The 18862-nt window shown below is 71.6% G+C and carries 14 protein-coding genes; 6 read left to right on the forward strand and 8 right to left on the reverse strand.

Annotation, left to right across the window (positions count from 1 at the left end):
- Positions 1 to 5: 5 nt before the first annotated feature.
- On the reverse strand, positions 6 to 1343 hold the full coding sequence (gene hemL / locus AB0F61_RS08475; RefSeq protein WP_357805253.1) for a glutamate-1-semialdehyde 2,1-aminomutase: 1338 nt from the start codon (positions 1341 to 1343) through the stop codon (positions 6 to 8).
- A 189-nt stretch (positions 1344 to 1532) separates the two neighbouring features.
- Between hemL and AB0F61_RS08480 the strand changes: the two genes are divergently transcribed.
- The gene (locus AB0F61_RS08480; protein ID WP_357805256.1) at positions 1533 to 1868 is read left to right on the forward strand and encodes an STAS domain-containing protein; all 336 of its coding nucleotides are present in this window, start codon (positions 1533 to 1535) and stop codon (positions 1866 to 1868) included.
- Between the two features lie 113 nt (positions 1869 to 1981).
- On the opposite strand, the gene AB0F61_RS08485 is transcribed toward AB0F61_RS08480, so the two are convergent.
- Positions 1982 to 3595, reverse strand: coding sequence for an ABC transporter permease (locus AB0F61_RS08485; RefSeq protein ID WP_357805258.1), 1614 nt, complete (start codon positions 3593 to 3595; stop codon positions 1982 to 1984).
- Entirely contained in the window at positions 3592 to 4488 is an 897-nt protein-coding gene (locus AB0F61_RS08490; protein WP_357805261.1) for an ABC transporter ATP-binding protein, read from the reverse strand. Before AB0F61_RS08490 ends, AB0F61_RS08485 begins: the two co-directional genes overlap by 4 nt.
- 92 nt (positions 4489 to 4580) lie before the next feature.
- On the opposite strand from AB0F61_RS08490, the gene AB0F61_RS08495 reads away from it, so the two are divergent.
- The gene (locus AB0F61_RS08495; protein WP_357805263.1) at positions 4581 to 5078 is read left to right on the forward strand and encodes a helix-turn-helix domain-containing protein; all 498 of its coding nucleotides are present in this window, start codon (positions 4581 to 4583) and stop codon (positions 5076 to 5078) included.
- 3 nt (positions 5079 to 5081) lie between these two features.
- Here the strand turns inward: AB0F61_RS08495 and AB0F61_RS08500 are convergent, their stop codons facing one another.
- Together AB0F61_RS08500 and AB0F61_RS08505 are read right to left on the reverse strand one after the other, a co-directional pair.
- Positions 5082 to 5636 (reverse strand): response regulator, encoded by a 555-nt coding sequence (locus AB0F61_RS08500; protein WP_357805265.1) that lies wholly within the window; start codon positions 5634 to 5636, stop codon positions 5082 to 5084.
- Positions 5633 to 10000 (reverse strand): HAMP domain-containing protein, encoded by a 4368-nt coding sequence (locus AB0F61_RS08505; protein ID WP_357805954.1) that lies wholly within the window; start codon positions 9998 to 10000, stop codon positions 5633 to 5635. The genes AB0F61_RS08500 and AB0F61_RS08505 overlap by 4 nt, the downstream gene beginning before the upstream one ends.
- 299 nt (positions 10001 to 10299) lie before the next feature.
- Between AB0F61_RS08505 and AB0F61_RS08510 the strand changes: the two genes are divergently transcribed.
- Positions 10300 to 12354, forward strand: a complete 2055-nt coding sequence (locus AB0F61_RS08510; RefSeq protein WP_357805268.1) for a SpoIIE family protein phosphatase — start codon at positions 10300 to 10302, stop codon at positions 12352 to 12354.
- Positions 12355 to 12381: 27 nt separating this feature from the next.
- A complete protein-coding gene (locus tag AB0F61_RS08515) occupies positions 12382 to 12525 on the forward strand; it encodes a hypothetical protein (protein ID WP_357805270.1) in 144 nt (47 codons plus the stop codon).
- A gap of 18 nt (positions 12526 to 12543) precedes the next feature.
- Here the strand turns inward: AB0F61_RS08515 and AB0F61_RS08520 are convergent, their stop codons facing one another.
- Positions 12544 to 13902 carry an FAD-binding oxidoreductase gene (locus AB0F61_RS08520; protein WP_357805273.1) on the reverse strand — a complete coding sequence of 453 codons (1359 nt, stop codon included), beginning with the start codon at positions 13900 to 13902 and terminating at the stop codon, positions 12544 to 12546.
- A gap of 96 nt (positions 13903 to 13998) precedes the next feature.
- Here AB0F61_RS08520 and AB0F61_RS08525 point away from each other — a divergent pair, with 96 nt between their 5' ends.
- Positions 13999 to 16095 (forward strand): S9 family peptidase, encoded by a 2097-nt coding sequence (locus tag AB0F61_RS08525; protein WP_357805276.1) that lies wholly within the window; start codon positions 13999 to 14001, stop codon positions 16093 to 16095.
- Between the two features lie 15 nt (positions 16096 to 16110).
- Entirely contained in the window at positions 16111 to 16266 is a 156-nt protein-coding gene (locus tag AB0F61_RS08530; protein WP_357805279.1) for a hypothetical protein, read from the forward strand.
- A 33-nt stretch (positions 16267 to 16299) separates the two neighbouring features.
- Here AB0F61_RS08530 and AB0F61_RS08535 read toward each other — a convergent pair whose 3' ends face one another.
- The gene (locus tag AB0F61_RS08535) at positions 16300 to 18405 is read right to left on the reverse strand and encodes a bifunctional polysaccharide deacetylase/glycosyltransferase family 2 protein (RefSeq protein ID WP_357805282.1); all 2106 of its coding nucleotides are present in this window, start codon (positions 18403 to 18405) and stop codon (positions 16300 to 16302) included.
- A gap of 14 nt (positions 18406 to 18419) precedes the next feature.
- The gene (locus AB0F61_RS08540) at positions 18420 to 18845 is read right to left on the reverse strand and encodes a hypothetical protein (RefSeq protein ID WP_357805284.1); all 426 of its coding nucleotides are present in this window, start codon (positions 18843 to 18845) and stop codon (positions 18420 to 18422) included.
- Positions 18846 to 18862: the final 17 nt, after the last annotated feature.

Raw genomic sequence — 18862 nt, forward strand, 5'->3', positions numbered from 1 at the left:
GCTCGTTACCCCCCGTGACCAGCCGCTGCCGCCGCGTTCGCCGCCGTGGGCAGCGCTGCGGCGATGTGCTCCAGAGCGGCGTCGTCGATCGCCGCCGACACGAACCACGACTCGAACGCGCTCGGCGGCAGGTAGACGCCGGCGGCGAGCATCGCGTGGAAGAACGCCTTGAACGCCGGCACCTGCTGGGTGCGGGCGCTGTCGTAGTCGACCACGTCGGCGTCGGTGAAGAAGATCGAGAACATGCTGCCCGCGTACGACAGTCGGTGCGGGACCCCGGCGGCGGCCAGCGCGTCGGACGCGAGCTTGCCCACGACGGCGGCCGTGTCGTCGAGGCGGCGGTAGAGCGTGTCGTCGGCGAGTCGCAGCGTGGCCAGGCCGGCGGCGCAGGCCAGCGGGTTACCGGAGAGCGTGCCGGCCTGGTAGACGGGGCCGGCCGGCGCGAGCCGCGCCATGATGTCCGCCCGCCCGCCGAACGCCGCGGCGGGCAGGCCACCACCCATGACCTTGCCGTACGTCCACAGGTCGGCGTCGGAGGCGTCGAGGCCGTGCCAGCCGGCGCGGGAGACCCGGAACCCGGTCATCACCTCGTCCACCACGAGCAGGGCGCCGTGCGCGTGCGCGATCCGGGCGAGCTGCTGGTTGAAGCCGTCGCGGGGGGCGACCACGCCCATGTTGCCGGCGGCGGCCTCGGTGATCACCGCGGCGATGTGCGGGCCCTCGGCGGCGAAGGCCTCCTCGACGGCGCGGATGTCGTTGTACGGGAGCACGATCGTCTCGCTTGCCGCCGCGCCTGTCACGCCGGGCGAGTCGGGCAGGCCCAGGGTGGCCACGCCGGACCCGGCGGCGGCGAGCAGCGCGTCGACGTGACCGTGGTAGCAGCCCGCGAACTTGATGATCTTGGATCGGCCGGTGAAGCCGCGCGCCAGCCGGATCGCCGACATGGTCGCCTCGGTGCCGGAGTTGACCAGCCGGACCTGCTCCATCGGGGTCCGGTCGACGAGCTCGGCGGCCAACTCCACCTCACCCGGGGTGGGGGTGCCGAAGCTGGTGCCCCGGGCGGCGGCGGCCTGCACGGCGTCCACCACCTCGGGGTGCGCGTGCCCGAGGATCAACGGACCCCACGAGCAGACCAGGTCGACGTAGCGGCGGCCGTCGGCGTCGTACAGCCACGGACCCTCGCCACGGACCATGAAACGCGGGGTGCCGCCGACCGCCTGGAAGGCGCGCACAGGGGAGTTCACCCCGCCCGGCACGATGGCGCGGGCGCGGTCGAACAGGGCCTCGGAGGCCGGCGCTTCGGCTGGGTAGCGGCCGGACCCGGCGGGAAAGATGTCGGTCACGATGCCGCCATTGTGTCAGCGCCGCACGGTCAACCAGCAGCCACCCCGCGGTGGGGTTACCGGGCTCACCCCCGGCCGGCGGTGGACGGCAGCGGCTGCGCGGGGCCGAGGTGACGGCTCGTGACCTCGGTCGGCGGCGGCTCGCGGCCTCAACAGGCCGGGCCGGGCGGATCGCGCTAGGCTGACCGGGTGGATCGTGCCGAACTGTCCATCACGGTACACCGGACGGGCGACGAAGCAGTGCTGCGCCTGGCCGGTGAGATCGACATGCTCACGGCTGCCCAGCTCTCCACGGTGGTGAACGAGGTGCTGGCGGACCCACCCCCGCGGATCGTGCTCGACCTGGGCGGTGTCACCTTCTGCGACTCGCAGGGCCTGGGCACCCTTGTCGTGCTCAGCCGCAAGGCCAGCCACGCGCAGAGCCTGCTGATGCTCACCCACGTGGGTGATTTCCTGATCCGCGTCCTGGACATCACCGGCCTCCGCAGCGCCCTGATGATCCGCAACGACCAACCCACCGGCTGACCCGCCCGCCCCCTGCTCTCTCGGGCTGATCATGAGATTGACGGGTCATTCGGGCACCAGATCGCCCGTCAACCTCATGATCAACGCGGCGAGAGCGCGGGTCGGAGCGTGGGTCAGGGGGTGGGGATGTTTCTGGTGTGGAAGGTGCGCAGGGCCAGGGCGAGCAGGGTTGCCGTCAGGGCGGTCAGCAGGGCCAGCGGGGTTGCCGTCCAGTTGTCGCCGAGGACCTGTGGGGTGTGCGTGAACGGGGACAGGTCCAACGCCCACTGGTCCAACCCCAGCACCGCACCGAGCTGACCGAGCAGCAGACAGCCGGCGAGCACCGCCCAGGCACCCCCGGAGAGCCGGGGTAGCCAGCCGACCAGCAGCGCCGCCAGCCCGGCCAGCACCCACGCCGCCGGCACCTGGGCCAGCCCGGCGCCGACCAGTCGGGGCAGCTCACCACCGACGTCGCCCACGCTCAGGCCGTACGCCAGCCCGGTCGTCAGGCCCGCCACGGCCAGCACCACCGCCGGGCCGAGCAGCGCGAAGACCAGGTGCGCCGCCAGCCAGCGGGTCCGGCTCACCGCCGTCGCGAGCAGCGGTTCGGCCCGTCCGGCGGTCTCCTCCGCCCGGGCCCGCAACGCGGCCTGGATGCCGTACCCGGCGGCGGCCAGCGCGGTCAGGCTCAACGTCCCACCGAGGTACGCCTCGGCGAGCGCCGACGTGCCACCCAGACGGGCCATGATGTCGGCGATCTGCTCGTTGCCCTGCACCGCTTCGCCGGCCGCGTCCGCCGCGCCGCCCAGCACCAGACCGAGCAGCCCGAAGCCGACGGTCCAGCCGAGCAGTTGGCCCCGGTGCAGCCGCCAGGCCAGGCCGAAGGGACCGGCCAGCCCCGGGCCGGCGGTGGCCGGGCCGAGCCGCGGCGGCAGCACCCCTGCGCCGAGATCACGGCGCACCGAGACGGGGTACGCGACGAGCGCGACCACCCCGGCGAACAGCACCGGCAGCAGCAGCACCCACCATCGCTCACCGGCGAAGGCCCGCCCCCGGGGCGCCCAGCCCAGCGGCGAGAGCCAGCTCAGCCACTCGGCCTTTCCAGCGGTGCCGCCGGACCCTCCGGCGTCGCCCGCCAGCCGCAGCACGAAGGCCAGCCCGACCACACCCAGGCCGATACCGCGTGCGCCGCCGGCGCTCTCGGTGAGCTGCGCGGCCAGGCCGCCCACCGTGGCGAAGGCGACACCGGTGAGCGCCACTCCGGCGCCGAAGAGCAGCGAACCCGCGCCGGGCAGACCCGCGGCGACCAGACCGCCGGCGATGAGCAGGCCGAGCAGCACATTCGCGGCGTACGTCACCAGCAGCGCGGCGGTCAGCCCGGCGTACCGGCCGAGGACCGTCGCGCCGAGCAGCTCCCGCCGGCCGGCCTCCTCCTCGGTGCGGGTGTGCCGCACCACCATCAGCACGCTGACCAGCGCGGCGATCAACACCAGCAGACCGGCCCGCTGGACGGTGAGCGCGCCGATACTGTCGCCGAACACCGGCCCGAGCAGCGCGACGATCGACGGGTTGCTCGCGGTGCCGGCCAGGTACGCCGCCCGCTCGGCGGCGGTCGGGTACAGCTCGGTGTACGCGCTCGCGTAGCTGGCCGGCAGCACCGCCAGCAGCAGGACCCAGATCGGCAGCAACACCCGGTCCCGGCGCAGAATGAGGCGCACCAGGTGCCGCGTCCCGGTGAGGGCCGTCATGACCGCACCTGCTCGTCCTGGTAGTGCCGCAGGAACAGCTCCTCGAGTGTCGGCGGCTGGCTGACCAGACTCCGTACGCCGATCTCGGTGAGCTGGCGCAGCGCGCTGTCCAGCGCGGCAGTGTCCACGTCGAAGCGCACCCGTTGCCCGTCCACCCGCAGGCCGTGTACGCCGGCGAGCTGGCCCAGCCCGTCCACCGGGCCGGTCAGCTCGGCGTCGATCGAGGTGCGGCGCAGGTGACGCAGCTCGGTCAGGGTGCCGGTCTCCACGTTCCGCCCGTTGCGGATGATCGTCACCCGGTCACAGAGCGCTTCCACCTCGGCCAGGATGTGGCTGGAGAGCAGCACGGTGCGACCGTCGGCCTTGGCCCGGCGAACCCAGTGTTGGAACACCTCCTCCATCAGCGGGTCCAGCCCGGAGGTCGGCTCGTCCAGGATGAGCAGTTCGGCGTCCGAGGCGAGGGCCGCCACCAGGCCGACCTTCTGTCGGTTGCCCTTGGAGTAGGCCCGTCCCTTCTTGCGCGGGTCCAGCTCGAAGGAGTCCAGCAGCTCGGCCCGGCGGGCCGGGTCCAGCCCGCCGCGCATCCGGCCGAGCAGGTCGATGACCTCACCGCCGGAGAGGTTGGGCCAGAGCGTCACGTCGCCCGGCACGTACGCCAGCCGGCGGTGCAGGGCCACCGCGTCGCGCCACGGGTCACCGCCGAGCAGGCGGACGTCCCCCGCGTCCGTCCGCAGCAGGCCGAGCAGGGCCCGGATGGCAGTCGACTTGCCGGCGCCGTTCGGGCCGAGGAAGCCGTGCACCTCGCCGGTGCGGACGGTCAGGTCCAGACCGTCGAGTGCGCGGGTCCGGCCGAAGGTCTTGACCAGCCCGGACACCGCAATGGGAGTTTCCATGTATCGGAAGCTACACTCGTTTCACAAAGTTGTGAAGACTGTGAGACCTAGGCAGCATCATGGGTCACACAAGCACGTAGGAGGGGACCACCATGGCAGCCGGCGACAGCCACGATCCGGTGCACCTCTTCGTCGAGCGGATGGCCCTGACCTTCGCCGAGGTCGGCTTCCCACGAATGGCCGCCCGGGTGCTGTTCACCGTGATGAGCGCGGACGACCCCCTCACCGCCGCCGAGATCGGCGATCGGCTCGGGGTGAGCGCGGCGGCGGTCAGCGGCGCGGTCCGCTACCTCACCCAGTTCGGCATGCTGATCCGCGAGCCGGTCCCCCGGTCCCGACGTGATCGCTACCGGATGCCGGACGACCCCTGGTACGAGGCGACCATCACCAAGACCGGGATCTACAAGACCTTCATCGACGTGGCCGAGGGCGGAGTGATCGCCCTCAACGGCCCGGAGACGCCGGCCGGCGAGCGGGTGGCCGAGATGCGCGACTTCTTCATCTTCGTCCAGGAGGAGATCGACTCGCTTGGCGAGCGGTGGCGGGCCCGCCGGGCCGCCACCGGCCACACCCGACCCGGCGAGGCCTGAACGTCAGGCCGTGTTGCCCCAGCGGGCCTGCTCAAGCATGCGCACCGCCCGGTCGTGGGCCGCCACGTCGTCCGAACGGAGCAGCGTGGTCGCCTCGTCTACCGCGTCGGTGAGCCGCCGCCACTGCGTGTCGCGCTCCCGGACCAGATCCGACTGGGTGGCCAACTGCCGGGTCTTCACCCACAGCTCGACGAAGACCGACACCTTGGCCCGCAGCACCCACGGGTCGAACGGCTTGGTCAGGTAATCCACAGCGCCCACCTGGTAGCCCCGGAGAGCGAGCTGGGCATCCCGGTCGGCGGCGGTGAGGAAGATGATCGGCACGTGCCGGGTCCGCTCCCGGCGCTTGATGTGGCTCGCCGTCTCGAACCCGTCCATGTCCGGCATCTGCGCGTCCAGCAGGATCACCGCGAAGTCGTCCACGAGAAGCTGCTTGAGCGCCGCCTCACCGCTCTCCACCGCCACCGACTGAACCGGCAGACCCTGGAGGATCGCCTCCAGGGCCGTCAGATTCTGCCGCCGGTCGTCCACGAGCAGCGCCTTGGCGATCTGGGTCACGAAGTCTCCTCGGTCCGGCTGCCGTTGATCCAGGACGACATCAACTCGATCAGGTCATCCAGGTCCACCGGCTTGGTGATGTAGTCGCTGCCGCCGGCCGCGAGGGCCGACTCCCGGTCGCCCGGCATGGCCTTCGCGGTCAGGAAGACCACCGGCAGATCGGCGAACCGATGGTTGCGGCGAATCTGGCGGGTGGTCTCGTAGCCGTCCTGGTCCGGCATCATGGCGTCCATCAGCACGATGTCCACCTCCGGATGCTCGGCCAGCAGGCGGACACCGTCCGCCCCGTTGTCCGAGTACAGCACGGTCATCCCGTGCAGCTCCAACGCGCTGGTCAAGGCGAAGACGTTGCGGACGTCGTCATCCACGATCAGCACCGTGGCGCCGTCAAGCTGACGGGTGGCCGGCGCCTCCGGCCGCTCCGGCAGCAGTTCCAGCGGCGGCATCAGCAGCGACGACGGCAGACCGGCACGCTGCGGAGACGGAAGCTGCGGCGCGACCACGGCATCCGGGGCCAGCACCTGCGGCACGAACAGGGTGAAGGTCGAGCCCTGACCGGGAGCGGACGACACGGTGATCGTGCCGCCGATCAGCCGGGCCAGATCGCGGCTGATCGACAGACCCAGGCCGGTGCCGCCGTAACGGCGACTGGTCGTGCCGTCCGCCTGCTGGAACGCCTCGAAGATGATCGACAACTTGTCGTCGGAGATGCCGATCCCGGTGTCGATCACGGTGAACGCGATCACCTGCTGGGCGTTCGTCAACGCCGGCACGTCGAAGACCGCGTTCTCCGCCGCCGGGGCGATCCGCAACGTCACAGCGCCGTTGTCGGTGAACTTCACCGCGTTGGAGAGCAGGTTGCGCAGGATCTGCTGCAACCGCTGCGCGTCGGTCACCAGCGCCGGCGGCAGATCCTTGCTCACCCGTACCTGGAAGTCCAGGTTCTTCTCCTCGGCCTGCGGCGCGAACGCCTGCTCGACGTAGCCGCGCAGCTCGGCGAAGCGGATCTCGGTCGGCTCCACGTCCATCCGACCCGCCTCGATCTTGGACAGGTCGAGGATGTCGTCGATCAGGCGCAACAGGTCGGAGCCGGACCCGTGGATGGTCTTGGCGAACTCGATCTGCTTCGGGCTGAGGTTCTGCTCCGAGTTCTCCGCCAGCAGGCGAGCCAACAGCAGCAACGAGTTCAGCGGCGTACGCAGCTCGTGGCTCATGTTCGCCAGGAACTCCGACTTGTAGGCCGAGGCCCTGGTGAGCTGCTGCGCCTTCTCCTCCAGGCCCAGCCGCGCCAGCTCGATCTCCCGGTTCTTGGTCTCGATGTTGCCCTTCTGCTCGGAGAGCAGAGTCGCCTTCTCCTCCAACTCGGCGTTCGTGCGCTGCAACTCCGCCGACTGCTCCTGCATCTCGTGCGCCAGCCGCTGCGACTGGGCCAGCAGCTCCTCCGTACGCCGGTTGGCCTGGATGGTGTTGACCGCGATGCCGATGGTGAGCACCAGCCGCTCCAGGAACGCGAGGTGCAACTCCGAGAAGGCCGACACGCTCGCGAACTCGATCACGCCGAGCAGCTCACCCTCGAACAGCACGGGGAGCACCACCAGGTCGGACGGCGGTGTCTCGGCCAGACCGGACCGCAGGGTGAGCCGAGTGTCCGGAGAGGCGCTGACCCGGATCGTGCGACGGGACAGCGCGGTCTGCCCGACCAACCCCTCACCCGGCCCGAAGGTGACGTCGTTGCCCCGCGCCACGTACCCGTACGACGAGGTCAGCCGCAGCCGCATGCTGCCGTCGGTGTCGTCGGCCAGGAAGAAGGCACCGAGCTGGGCGTCGACGAGCGGGGTCACCTCCATCATGATCATGCGGCAGACCTCGCCGAGGTCACGCTGGCCCTGCAACAGGCCGCCGATGCGCGCCAGGTTGGAGTCCAACCAGCCCTGCTCGGCGTTCTTCTTTGTCGTCTCCCGGAGGGTGACGATCATCTGGTTGATGTTGTCCTTCAGCTCGGCGACCTCGCCCTGGGCCTTGACGGCGATCCGCTGGGTCAGGTCGCCCCGGGTCACCGAGGTGGACACCTGGGCGATGGCCCGTAGCTGCGTGGTCAGTGTCGAGGCGAGCTGGTTGACGTTCTCGGTCAGGTCGCGCCAGGTGCCGGACACGCCCTTCACCTGCGCCTGACCGCCCAGCTTGCCCTCGATGCCGACCTCGCGGGCCACCCGGGTCACCTCGTCGGCGAACGACGAGAGCTGATCCACCATCGTGTTGACAGTCGACTTCAGCTCCAGGATCTCGCCCTGGGCGTCCACTGTGATCTTCTGGCTCAGGTCACCCTTCGCCACGGCGGTGGTCACCGAGGCGATGTTGCGGACCTGGCTGGTCAGGTTCGACGCCATCGAGTTGACGTTGTCGGTGAGGTCCCGCCACGTACCGCTCACGCCCTTGACCTGGGCCTGGCCGCCGAGCTTGCCCTCGGTGCCCACCTCACGGGCCACCCGGGTCACCTCGTCGGCGAACGAAGACAGCTGATCCACCATCGTGTTGACAGTCGACTTCAGCTCCAGGATCTCGCCCCGCGCGTCCACCGTGATCTTCTGCGACAGGTCGCCCTTCGCCACCGCTGTGGAGACCTGGGCGATGTTGCGGACCTGGGCGGTCAGGTTCGACGCCATCGAGTTGACGTTGTCGGTCAGGTCCCGCCAGGTGCCGGCGACACCGCGCACCTGGGCCTGGCCGCCGAGCTTGCCCTCGGTGCCCACCTCACGCGCCACCCGGGTCACCTCGTCGGCGAACGACGACAACTGGTCGACCATCGTGTTGACAGTCGACTTCAGCTCCAGGATCTCGCCCCGCGCGTCCACCGTGATCTTCTGCGACAGGTCACCCTTCGCCACCGCAGTGGTCACCGAGGCGATGTTGCGGACCTGGCTGGTCAGGTTCGACGCCATCGAGTTGACGTTGTCGGTCAGGTCCCGCCACGTACCGCTGACGCCCTTGACCTGGGCCTGGCCGCCCAGGTTGCCCTCGGTGCCCACCTCACGGGCCACCCGGGTCACCTCGTCGGCGAACGACGACAACTGGTCGACCATCGTGTTGACGGTGTTCTTCAGCTCCAGGATCTCGCCCTGGGCGTCCACGGTGATCTTCTGCGACAGGTCACCCTTCGCCACCGCCGTGGAGACCTGGGAGATGTTCCGCACCTGGCTGGTCAGGTTGCCGGCCAACTGGTTGACGTTCTCGGTGAGGTCGCGCCAGGTGCCGGAGACCCCGCGCACCTGCGCCTGACCGCCGAGCTTGCCCTCGATGCCCACCTCACGGGCCACCCGGGTCACCTCGTCGGCGAACGACGACAACTGGTCCACCATCGTGTTGACGGTGTCCTTCAGCTCCAGGATCTCGCCCTGCGCCGCGACGGTGATCTTCTGCGACAGGTCACCGCGCGCCACCGCCGTGGAGACCTGCGCGATGTTGCGGACCTGGGCGGTCAGGTTCGACGCCATCGAGTTGACGCTGTCGGTCAGGTCCTTCCAGGTGCCGGCCACGTTCGGCACCTCGGCCTGGCCGCCCAGCTTGCCCTCGGTGCCCACCTCGCGGGCCACCCGGGTCACCTGCTCGGCGAAGAGCCGCAGCGTGTCGGTGAGGTAGTTCATCGTGGCGGCCAACTCGGCGACCTCACCGCGCGCGCCGACCGTGATCTTCTGCGACAGGTCGCCCTTGGCCACAGCCGTCGCCACCTGCGAGATCGACCGCACCTGGCCGGTCAGGTTCGACGCCATGGTGTTCACCGAGTCGGTGAGGTCCTTCCAGGTGCCGGCGACGCCCCGCACGTCGGCCTGCCCACCCAGCTTGCCCTCGGTGCCGACCTCGCGGGCCACCCGGGTCACCTCGTTCGAGAACGAGGACAACTGATCCACCATCGTGTTCACCGTGCGCCCGATGCGCAGGTACTCACCGCGCAGCGGTCGGCCGTCGATCTCCAACGCCATGTGCTGGGACAGGTCTCCGTCCGCGACCGCCACGATGACCCGGGCGATCTCGGTGGTCGGCCGACCCAGGTCGTCGATCAGCGAGTTGATCGCCCGCTGCCCCTCCGCCCAGGAGCCGTCCAACCCCTCGTCGTCGAGCCGCTCGGTGAGCCGGCCGTCGCGACCGACGATCCGGCTGATCCGCCGCAGGTCCAGGTACTGGCGCTCCTGAAGCGAGACCACCTCGTTGAAGGCGTCCGCCACCTCACCGGCCGCCCCGGCGCGGCGGGGAAGCCGGACCTTCAGGTCGCCGCGACCGATCCGTCGCAGTGCCTCGGTCAACTCACCGAGGAGCGCCTCGTGGTCGGGCGCGGACGGATCCGCCACCGACTGCTTCGCCGTGGTCATCATTCCTCGCTCCACTCGGGGGCCGCCGGTCCGTACAGACACACCGGCACCCCATATTGTGCCCGCGCGCGCCGTAGTGCCAGGGTGCGCGACCCGCCAGCTTGCCCCGACCGCCGTCCGATCCGCCCGATCGGGACGAGGTTGCCCCGGGGCTCCGCAGACCTCGCAGAGCCGCCCACCCGCCGCGCGGACGCAGCCCTGGCACATCCTGGGCGATCGGCCTCCGATGGTGGGGAAAAGCGGACGCGTTACTGATGATCGGCTTGGCACCCGATGGGGGGACGGTGGAGGATACGAGGGTGTCAGCCGAGGCGGGGCCCGCGACGGCCGGGGCCCGGGACGGGGCTACCCGGCGCGTCCGCCTGCCCGCCGACCGCCGTACGCCAGCCGCCGCCCGTGCCGTGGTCCGCTCGGTGTTGACCGAGTCACACCTGGACGAACTGGTGAACGAGGCCCTGCTGCTCACCACCGAGCTGACCACGAACGCCGTCGAACACGCCCGCACCGAGCTGGACATCGAGGTCGTCGCCGACCACATCGGGCTGACTGTCACCGTCTCCGACTTCGCCCCGGGCTCCGGCGACGAGTTGACAGTCGGCTCCCGCAACGACTCCACCGAGATCGACGAGGTCTCCGAACGGGGCCGGGGTCTGCTGCTTGTCGACCACTTCGCCAGCCGCTGGGGCACCACGTACCTGCCCACCGGCAAGGGCGTCTGGTTCCGGCTGGACCGCCCCGGCACCGACCCGCGGGCCGAGGTCGCCACCGGTGGCGACCCCCAGGCGAGCACCGACAAATCCACGCCGAGCGCCAGCGCGATGAGCGAACTCATGCAAACCGCCCCCGACCTGTACGCGGACGACCCGCTGCCCGACTTCGCCACCAACCTGCTCAGCCGGGTCGCCGAGATGGTGGGAGCGGCCGGCGGGGCGATCCGCCTGGACCGGGGTGACGGGCAGGGACGCCAGGTGTTGGCCCGCTTCGGTCGGCCACCACGCGCCGACAGCGAACTGCTCCGGGTGCCACTGACGGTGCACCGCCCGTACGCCGGGGAGCTGGAGTTGGACGCCGCGCCGTCGGCGTACGCCCGGCCGCTCGCGGTGCTCACCGCCGAGCGGCTGTCGCTGCACCTGGAGAACGACAGGCTGCGCCGGGCCGACGTCCGCCGGCAGGTGTGGTTGACGTTCCTGGCCGAGGCGAGCGAGCTGCTCGCCCAGTCGTTGGACGTCGACCTGACCATGGCGCTGGTCCCGCAGTTGGTGGTGCCCCGGCTCGGCCAGTGGTGCGCGGTGCACACCGCCGACGAGTGGGGCCGGCTCCGGCTGGCGGCGGCCAGCCACGCCGACGAGTCGATGCTGCCGCAGCTGCACAAGGTGCTGGCCGAGACCGGGCCGGACTCCATCCAGGCTCGGCTGCGCGAGGCGTCCCGCAGCGCCGCGCAGATCCCCCTGGGCGGGCCGATGGAGGGCTTCGCGGTCCCGCTGATCGCGCGAGGTCAGCGGCTCGGGACCCTGGCCGTGGGTCGGCACCAGCGGCACCGGCACGACCCGGACGAGGTGGCCGTACTGGAGGACGTGGCCCGGCGGGCCGCGCTGGCCATCGAGAACGCCCGGATCCACGCCGAGCGTCGCCGCGTGGCGCAGACGCTTCAGCAGTCCCTGCTGCCGCCGGTGCTGCCGCTCGTGGACGGGATCGGCTTCGCCGCCGAGTACGTCCCGACCGGCGACGACGCCGAGGTGGGGGGCGACTTCTACGACGTGGTGCCGCTGCCCGACGGGCGTTGGCTGGTGGTGATCGGTGACGTCTCGGGCAAGGGCGTACAGGCCGCCGCGGTGACCGGGCTGGTCCGGGACGTGATCCGGGTGCTGGTCGGCGACGGCAAACCGTTGCCGGAGGTGTTGGCGCGGCTCAACGAGACGCTTGTTGAGCGGGGCGGCGGCCGATACTGCACGTTGGCGCTGGCGGCAGTCGGGTCCGGCCAGGGCGATCAGTTGGACGTGTCGCTGCATCTGGCCGGGCACGACCAGCCGGTGCTGCTGGCCGCAGCGGGTGGCGCGGGGTTCGTCGGCACCAGCGGCACCGCGCTCGGCCTGCTCGACACGATCACCTCGCCAACGGCGAAGATCACGCTCGCGCCGGGCGACTCGCTGATCTTCTACACCGATGGCGTCACCGAACGGCGGCGCGGGCGGGAACTGTTCGGCACCGACCGACTGCGGGACGCGGCCGCGCCCCTGGCCGGATATTCGGCCGACGTGGTGGCCGCCCGGCTGCGCTCCGCCGCGATCAACTTCTCGGTGGAGCCACCCCGGGACGACATCGCCATCCTGGTGCTCCGCAACGACGCGACCTGACCGTCACGCGCGGGCCACGGATCCCGGGTGGCAGTTGTCGCCCGGGAACGCGGGGCTCTCCCCCGGGCGACCCGAGCGCTGCTGCTGGCCGGCGCGGCCGGCACCCTGCTGGTGCTTGCGGCCCGCTTCACCCCACCGCTGGTGGACATGCACCGCTGGTGGATGGACTGACCCACCCGGGGGCGGGGCTCACAGACCGCCGGGGAGACGCCCGGGGGCGAGCCGGTGTTCCGGATCGAGGTGCGCCTTGGCCTCCCGCAGTTGGGCCAGGCCGGCCAACTCGCCCCACAGGTCGACGGCCTGGCGGACCGCCGCCGGAGCGGAGACCACCACACAGCGGCCCTGCCGGGCCAGCAGCACCCCTCGGACGGCGGCCAGGATGGACGCCACCCGATCGGGGGCCATCGCCCCGGGCAGTGCCGCGTGCACCACGCCAAGCCCGGCGGACCCGCGCACCGGCACCGGCGCGCCGGCCGCGTCGCGCAGCGCGTAGACGGCGGCGTGCAGGTCACCGATCGGAACCTCCAGGCGCAGCGCGGTGTCGCCGGGCGCGAACGGATAGCGACGCCACCACGTCGGCGCGGAGTGGGCGATCGTCGCCTCCCCGTGCAGCAGGCCGACCAGGCGCTCGGCGCGTTCGGTGACGTCGGCGGGGCCACCCTCCAACAGCACCACCAGGCTGCCCGCCCGGGACGGCGCACCGGCCCGGCCGGACATCGACGGGTGACGCTCCCGGGCGGTGGCGGCCGGGTGACCGGGCGGGTACGGCGTACGTGGCCGTGGCGTGCCTCCGGGCAGGTCCAGCTCGATGGCCGCCGGCTCCAGTCGGGCGGCGAGGATCGTCCGGACCAGGTCGTGCACCTCCAGTGGTGTCCACACCGGGCGGGACACCCAGAGGCGGCTGGCCGGCATCGGCTGCACCCGCAGACTCGCCGAGACCAGCACACCGAGCGCGCCCTGGGAGCCGCAGAGCAGCCGGGCCAGGTCGAGACCGGGCGCGCCACCCCCGGCGCTCACCAGCTCACCGTCGGCGGCGAGGTAGCGGACGCCGAGCAGTTGGTCGCACGGACTGCCGTGGCGGTGGCGCAGCGGGCCGGCCTCGCCCGCGGCGAGCACGCCGCCGAGGGTCGCGCCGGGTGACGGGGCGTCCATCGCCAGCCGCTGCCCGGTGCGCTCCAGGGTGGTCTGCACCGCTCGCAGCGGGGTGCCGGCGCCCACCTCGGCCACCGGCGCGCCAACCGGCTCGTGACCGATGCCGGCCAGCCGGCCGGTGTCGAGCATGATGTCGACCTGCACGGGAGTGGCGCCCCAATCGATCTTCGTGCCGGCACCCCGGGGAACCACCGCCAGGTCGTGCGCGGCAGCCAGCCGCAGCACCTCGGCGGCGGCGTGCGGACCGCCCGGCACCGCCACCCAACGCGCCCGCCGCCCCGCCACCTCGTCGGCCGCACCGCCGAGCCGGGAGAACGGCGGACCGCAGATCGCCGCCAGTCGCCTGGTGATCTCGAGAGCGCCGGACCGATCGAGGGAACTCGCTGCTGCCGCCATGCCGGCTATCGTACATGTGTTCGAAAGCCGAGGTGGGGCTGATCGGGATGCCGCTGGTACGGCTCATCGTGGGCGTCGGCCGGTAACGTGGCCGCCGTGACCACCGAGACTGCCCCGCCCGCGGCGAAGCGGGTGCCCAGCGAGCGCAGGCACCACGGCGACACCGTCGTCGACGAGTACGCCTGGCTCGCCGCCAAGGACGACCCCGAGACGATCGCCTACCTGACCGCCGAGAACGAGTACACCGACGCGCGTACGGCGCACCTGGCCACGCTTCGCGAGGAACTGTTCGAGGAGACCCGCCGACGCACCCGGGAGACCGACCTGTCCGTGCCGACCCGCAAGGGCGGGCACTGGTACTACACCCGGACCGTCGAGGGACAGCAGTACGGAGTGCAGTGCCGGCGCGCGGTACGCGACGGCGAGATCGAACCGCCGGTCAGCGCGGACGGCGCCCCGCTCGACGGTGAGGAGGTGCTGCTCGACGGCAACCTGCTCGCCGAAGGGCACGACTTCTTCTCGCTTGGCGCGTTCGACGTCAGCCCGGACGGTCGGTGGTTGGCCTACTCCACCGACTTCTCCGGCGACGAGCGGTTCACCCTGCGCGTGAAGGACCTGACCACCGGTGAGTTGCTGCCGGACGAGGTACCTGACACGTTCTACGGCACCGCCTGGTCGACGGACGCCTCGGTGCTGTTCTACGTGACGGTTGACGACGCCTGGCGGCCCAACCGGGTCTGGCGGCACACCGTCGGCTCCGCCGCCGCCGACGACGTGGTGGTCCACCAGGAGGACGACGAGCGGTTCTGGGTCGGCGTGGAGCTGACCCGGTCGGAGAAGTTCATCCTGATCGACATCCACAGCAAGGTGACAAGCGAAGTCCTGGTGATCCCCGCCGGCAACCCGACCGGCGCGCCGGCCGTCATCGCCCCCCGCCGGCAGGGCGTCGAGTACGCGGTGGAGCACCACGGCCACCGTTTCCTGATCCTGCACAATGACGGCGCTGAGGACTTCGCGCTGGCGTTCACCTCGGCGGACGCGCCCGGCGACTGGGTGCCGGTGATCGAACACAGCCCCGGCACCCGGCTGGAAGCAGTGGACGCCTTCGCCAACCACCTGGTCGTGTCACTGCGTACCGACGGGCTCACCGGGCTGCGGGTGTTGCCGGTGGGCAGCGACGACTCGTACGACATCGACTTCCCCGAGCCGCTGTACAGCGTCGGCCTGGACGCCAACCCGGAGTACCGCACCGGACAGGTCCGCCTGCGGTACTCCTCGCTCGTCACGCCCGACTCCGTGTACGACTACGACCTGGTCACCCGGGAGATGGTGCTGCGCAAGCAGAAGCCGGTCCTGCCCGGCCCGGACGGACGGCCGTACGACCCGGCCGAGTACGAGCAGCACCGGGACTGGGCGCTCGCCGACGACGGCACCCGCGTGCCGATCTCGCTGGTCTGCCGGGTCGGCACGCCCCGGGACGGCTCGGCACCCTGCGAGCTGTACGGGTACGGCTCGTACGAGGCAAGCATGGATCCGTGGTTCTCGGTGGCCCGGTTGTCGCTGCTGGACCGGGGCGTGGTCTTCGCGGTGGCGCACACCCGGGGCGGCGGGGAACTGGGTCGACGCTGGTACGACCAGGGCAAGCTGCTGTCCAAGAAGAACACCTTCACCGACTTCGTCGCCTGCGCCCGACACCTGGTCAAGGCCGGCTGGACGGGCAGCGACCGGCTGGTCGCCCGCGGGGCCTCGGCCGGCGGCCTGTTGATGGGCGCGGTGGCGAACCTGGCGCCGGACGCGTTCACCGGCATCGTCGCGCAGGTGCCGTTCGTGGACGCGCTCACGTCGATCCTCGACCCGTCGCTGCCGCTCACCGTCACCGAGTGGGAGGAGTGGGGAAACCCACTTGAGGACCCCGAGGTGTACGCGTACATGAAGTCCTACACGCCGTACGAGAATGTCGCCGCTGTGGACTACCCCGCGATCCTCGCGGTGACCAGCCTCAACGACACCCGTGTGCTCTACTCGGAGCCGGCGAAGTGGATCGCCCGGCTGCGGGCGGTCGCCCCGAACGGCGACTACCTGCTCAAGACCGAGATGGGCGCCGGGCACGGTGGTCCGAGCGGTCGCTACGACTCCTGGCGTGAGGAGGCGTTCATCAACGCCTGGATCCTGGACCGCCTGGGCCGGGCCTGACGACGGGCGGCGGCCATGACCGACGGGAACGAGCCGGGGCGGACGCCCCGGCGGGCGTCCGCCGGGATGATCCTCGCGGTTGTCGCCGCCGCTCTGCTCGTCTGCTGCTGCTCCGCCGCGGTCGGCCTGTTGATCTCCTGGTCGGCCGGGCTCTTCCACACCCCGACCTGACCGGCCGACGGCTGACGCCGCCTTGAGATGGCGTCAGCCGCGGCCGGCCCCGACCAACGCCGCCGCCTCACCGGTCCGCACCATCCGCTGCCAACGCAGCCGGTTGCCGATCAACGCGGTGACCACCGACTGCACCACCACCAGGTACATGAGCTGCCGGTAGACCAACTGCTGGAACGGCAACGTCCACAGTGGGCCGTACCGTTCCCGGTCCAGTCGCAGCGCGTACGCGGCGGTGGCCGCCTGGAGCAGCAGCAGTCCCGCCCAGGCCAGGGCGAGGGTCGACCAGGGCAGGAAGAGCAGGCCGTAGACGGCGAACACGTCGACCGCCGGCGCGGTGAGCGGCAACACGATCTGGAACACCGTCAGGTACGGCAGGCCGCGTCGCCCCAGCTTGCCTCCGGCACCCGATTCGCGCAGCGCGTGCCGGTGCTTCCACATCGCCTGCATGGTGCCGTAGCACCAGCGGTAGCGCTGCCGCCAGAGCTGACGCAACGACGACGGGGCTTCGGTCCAGGCGATGGCCGACTCCTCGTAGACCACCCGCCAGCCGGCCCGGAGCACCTTCATGGTGAGGTCCGTGTCCTCGGCCAACGTGTCCGACGGCACCCCTCCCACCCGCAGCAGCACCTCGCGGCGGAACGCGCCGATCGCTCCGGGGATGGTCGGCATGCACTCCAGCACGTCGTACATCCGCCGGTCGAGGTTGAACCCGATCACGTACTCCAGGTGCTGCCACCGACCGAGCAGCCGACGCCGGTTGGCGACCTTGGTGTTGCCGCTGATCGCGCCCACCGACGGGTCGGCGAAGCCCTGCACCAGGCGGTGCACGGTGTCCGGCTGGAAGACGGTGTCCCCGTCGACAAGTACCAGCAGGTTCGCCCGCGCCGCCCGGATGCCCGTGTTCAGCGCCGCAGGCTTGCCGGCGTTGGCCTGCCGGATCACGCGTACCCCGCGCAGTCGCATCCGCTCGACGATGTCGGCGGTGCCGTCGTCCGACCCGTCGTCCACCACGATCACCTCCAGCGCCGGGTACGCGCTGGCCAGCAGGGAACGCACCGTGGCGGCGATGTTCGCGGCCTCGTTGTACGCGGGCACGATCACCGACACCGGCACCCGCACCTCGGGACGACCCCGGCGGGGCCGGCGGACCCGGTGCACGTGCCGCTGGGCGCAGAACACCTGCACGGCCAGACGCGCCACCCCGAGCACGAGTGCGGTGGCGAGCAGGACGTTCATCACCTCGGCGGACCAGCGGGCACCGGTCTGGGTCCAGCGCAGTGCGGTGCCGCTCAGCCGGGTACCAGTGCCCGCCGGAACCATCGACGGCGAGGCGTCGATACCGGCGGAGACGGTGGTGAACCGGTAGCCCTGATCGCCGAGCGCGGGCAGCAGACGGTCCAGCGCGGCGAGGGTCTGCGCCCGGTCACCGCCGCCGTCGTGCATGAGCACCACCGCCCCCTGTCCCCGCCTCGGGGTGGCAGCCCGCACGATCTGGTCGGTGCCGGGCCGCTGCCAGTCCTTGGTGTCCAGGTCGCTGAGCACCGCGACGTGCCCGGCGTCGGCGGCGGCGCGCAACGCCACGTACTCGGACCCGGTCAGCGCCGTCGGCACCGAGGAGAAAGGCGGGCGGAGCAGTGTCACCTCCCGGCCGGTGGCCGACGCCACCGCCTTGCGGGTCAGCGACAGTTCGAGGTCACGCCGCCACGGCGACACCTTGGCGAGGTCGGCGTGGGTGAACGTGTGCGACCCGATCTCGTGGCCCTCGGCGAGGATCCGCCGGACCAGTTCGGGGTGCTCGTTGACCCGGGCGCCCACCACGAAGAAGGTGGCGTGCGCGCCGTGCCGACGCAGGACGTCGAGGACCTGTGGCGTCCAGCGCGGGTCCGGCCCGTCGTCGAAGGTCAGCGCGATGGTGCGGGCCGGCAACGCCCGGCTGACCGGTTCGGCACGATCCAGCCGTAGCACCGGGCCACCCGAGCCCACGGCGGCCGGGACGTCCGGCGCGGGTCCTGCGGTGGCGTTTCCCGAGCCGCCCGCGAGACCGGTCAGCAGACCGTTGACGGTGAGCGCCGCAAGCAGCAGGAGCAGCCCGAGCAGGAGCAGCAGCCAGTGCGCCCGAGGGTCTCGCCGGGCCACGTGTCTCGCCATCATCACTGCGGCTTGCCGGGCGACCTGCTCGGCTTGGCGGTCCTGCGGTGCTCGTCACCACGGCCCGGTTGGTCTGTGGCGGATGGCGTCCCGGTGGCCGTGGCGGTCGTGGTCGGGGATCGGTCGCTGGTCGGGGTGGCCCGCGGCATCGGCGCCGACGTACGGGCCGCCGGTGACGGCGACGGCGACTCGGCCACCCGGGGCGGGCTGACCCCGTCCACGCCGGCCTCCACCGGCCGCGTCCCCCGGGAGTCGTCCGACCAGCCGGGCAGCGGCACCGACGTGTCCAGGAAGAGCCCCGCGGCGATCAGGGCGAGGCTGGTGAGCAGGCCAAGGCCCATGGCGGTGCCCGCGATCATGGTCAGCCGGCGGCGACGCCCGGTGCCGTCGACGAACACCGGTGGGACAGAGCCCGGTTGACTGTGCATCTGGCAAACTCCCACCG

Origin of the sequence: Micromonospora sp. NPDC023888 (genome assembly GCF_040639415.1) — a bacterium.
Classification (GTDB): domain Bacteria; phylum Actinomycetota; class Actinomycetes; order Mycobacteriales; family Micromonosporaceae; genus Micromonospora.

Bases quoted from the DNA above. Each gene is read 5' to 3' on its own strand.
- AB0F61_RS08485 (WP_357805258.1), bottom strand. From the start codon at position 3,595: ATGACGGCCCTCACCGGGACGCGGCACCTGGTGCGCCTCATTCTGCGC.
- AB0F61_RS08490 (WP_357805261.1), bottom strand. From the start codon at position 4,488: ATGGAAACTCCCATTGCGGTGTCCGGGCTGGTCAAGACCTTCGGCCGG.
- AB0F61_RS08495 (WP_357805263.1), top strand. From the start codon at position 4,581: ATGGCAGCCGGCGACAGCCACGATCCGGTGCACCTCTTCGTCGAGCGG.
- AB0F61_RS08505 (WP_357805954.1), bottom strand. From the start codon at position 10,000: ATGACCACGGCGAAGCAGTCGGTGGCGGATCCGTCCGCGCCCGACCAC.
- AB0F61_RS08520 (WP_357805273.1), bottom strand. From the start codon at position 13,902: ATGGCGGCAGCAGCGAGTTCCCTCGATCGGTCCGGCGCTCTCGAGATC.
- AB0F61_RS08530 (WP_357805279.1), top strand. From the start codon at position 16,111: ATGACCGACGGGAACGAGCCGGGGCGGACGCCCCGGCGGGCGTCCGCC.
- AB0F61_RS08540 (WP_357805284.1), bottom strand. From the start codon at position 18,845: ATGCACAGTCAACCGGGCTCTGTCCCACCGGTGTTCGTCGACGGCACC.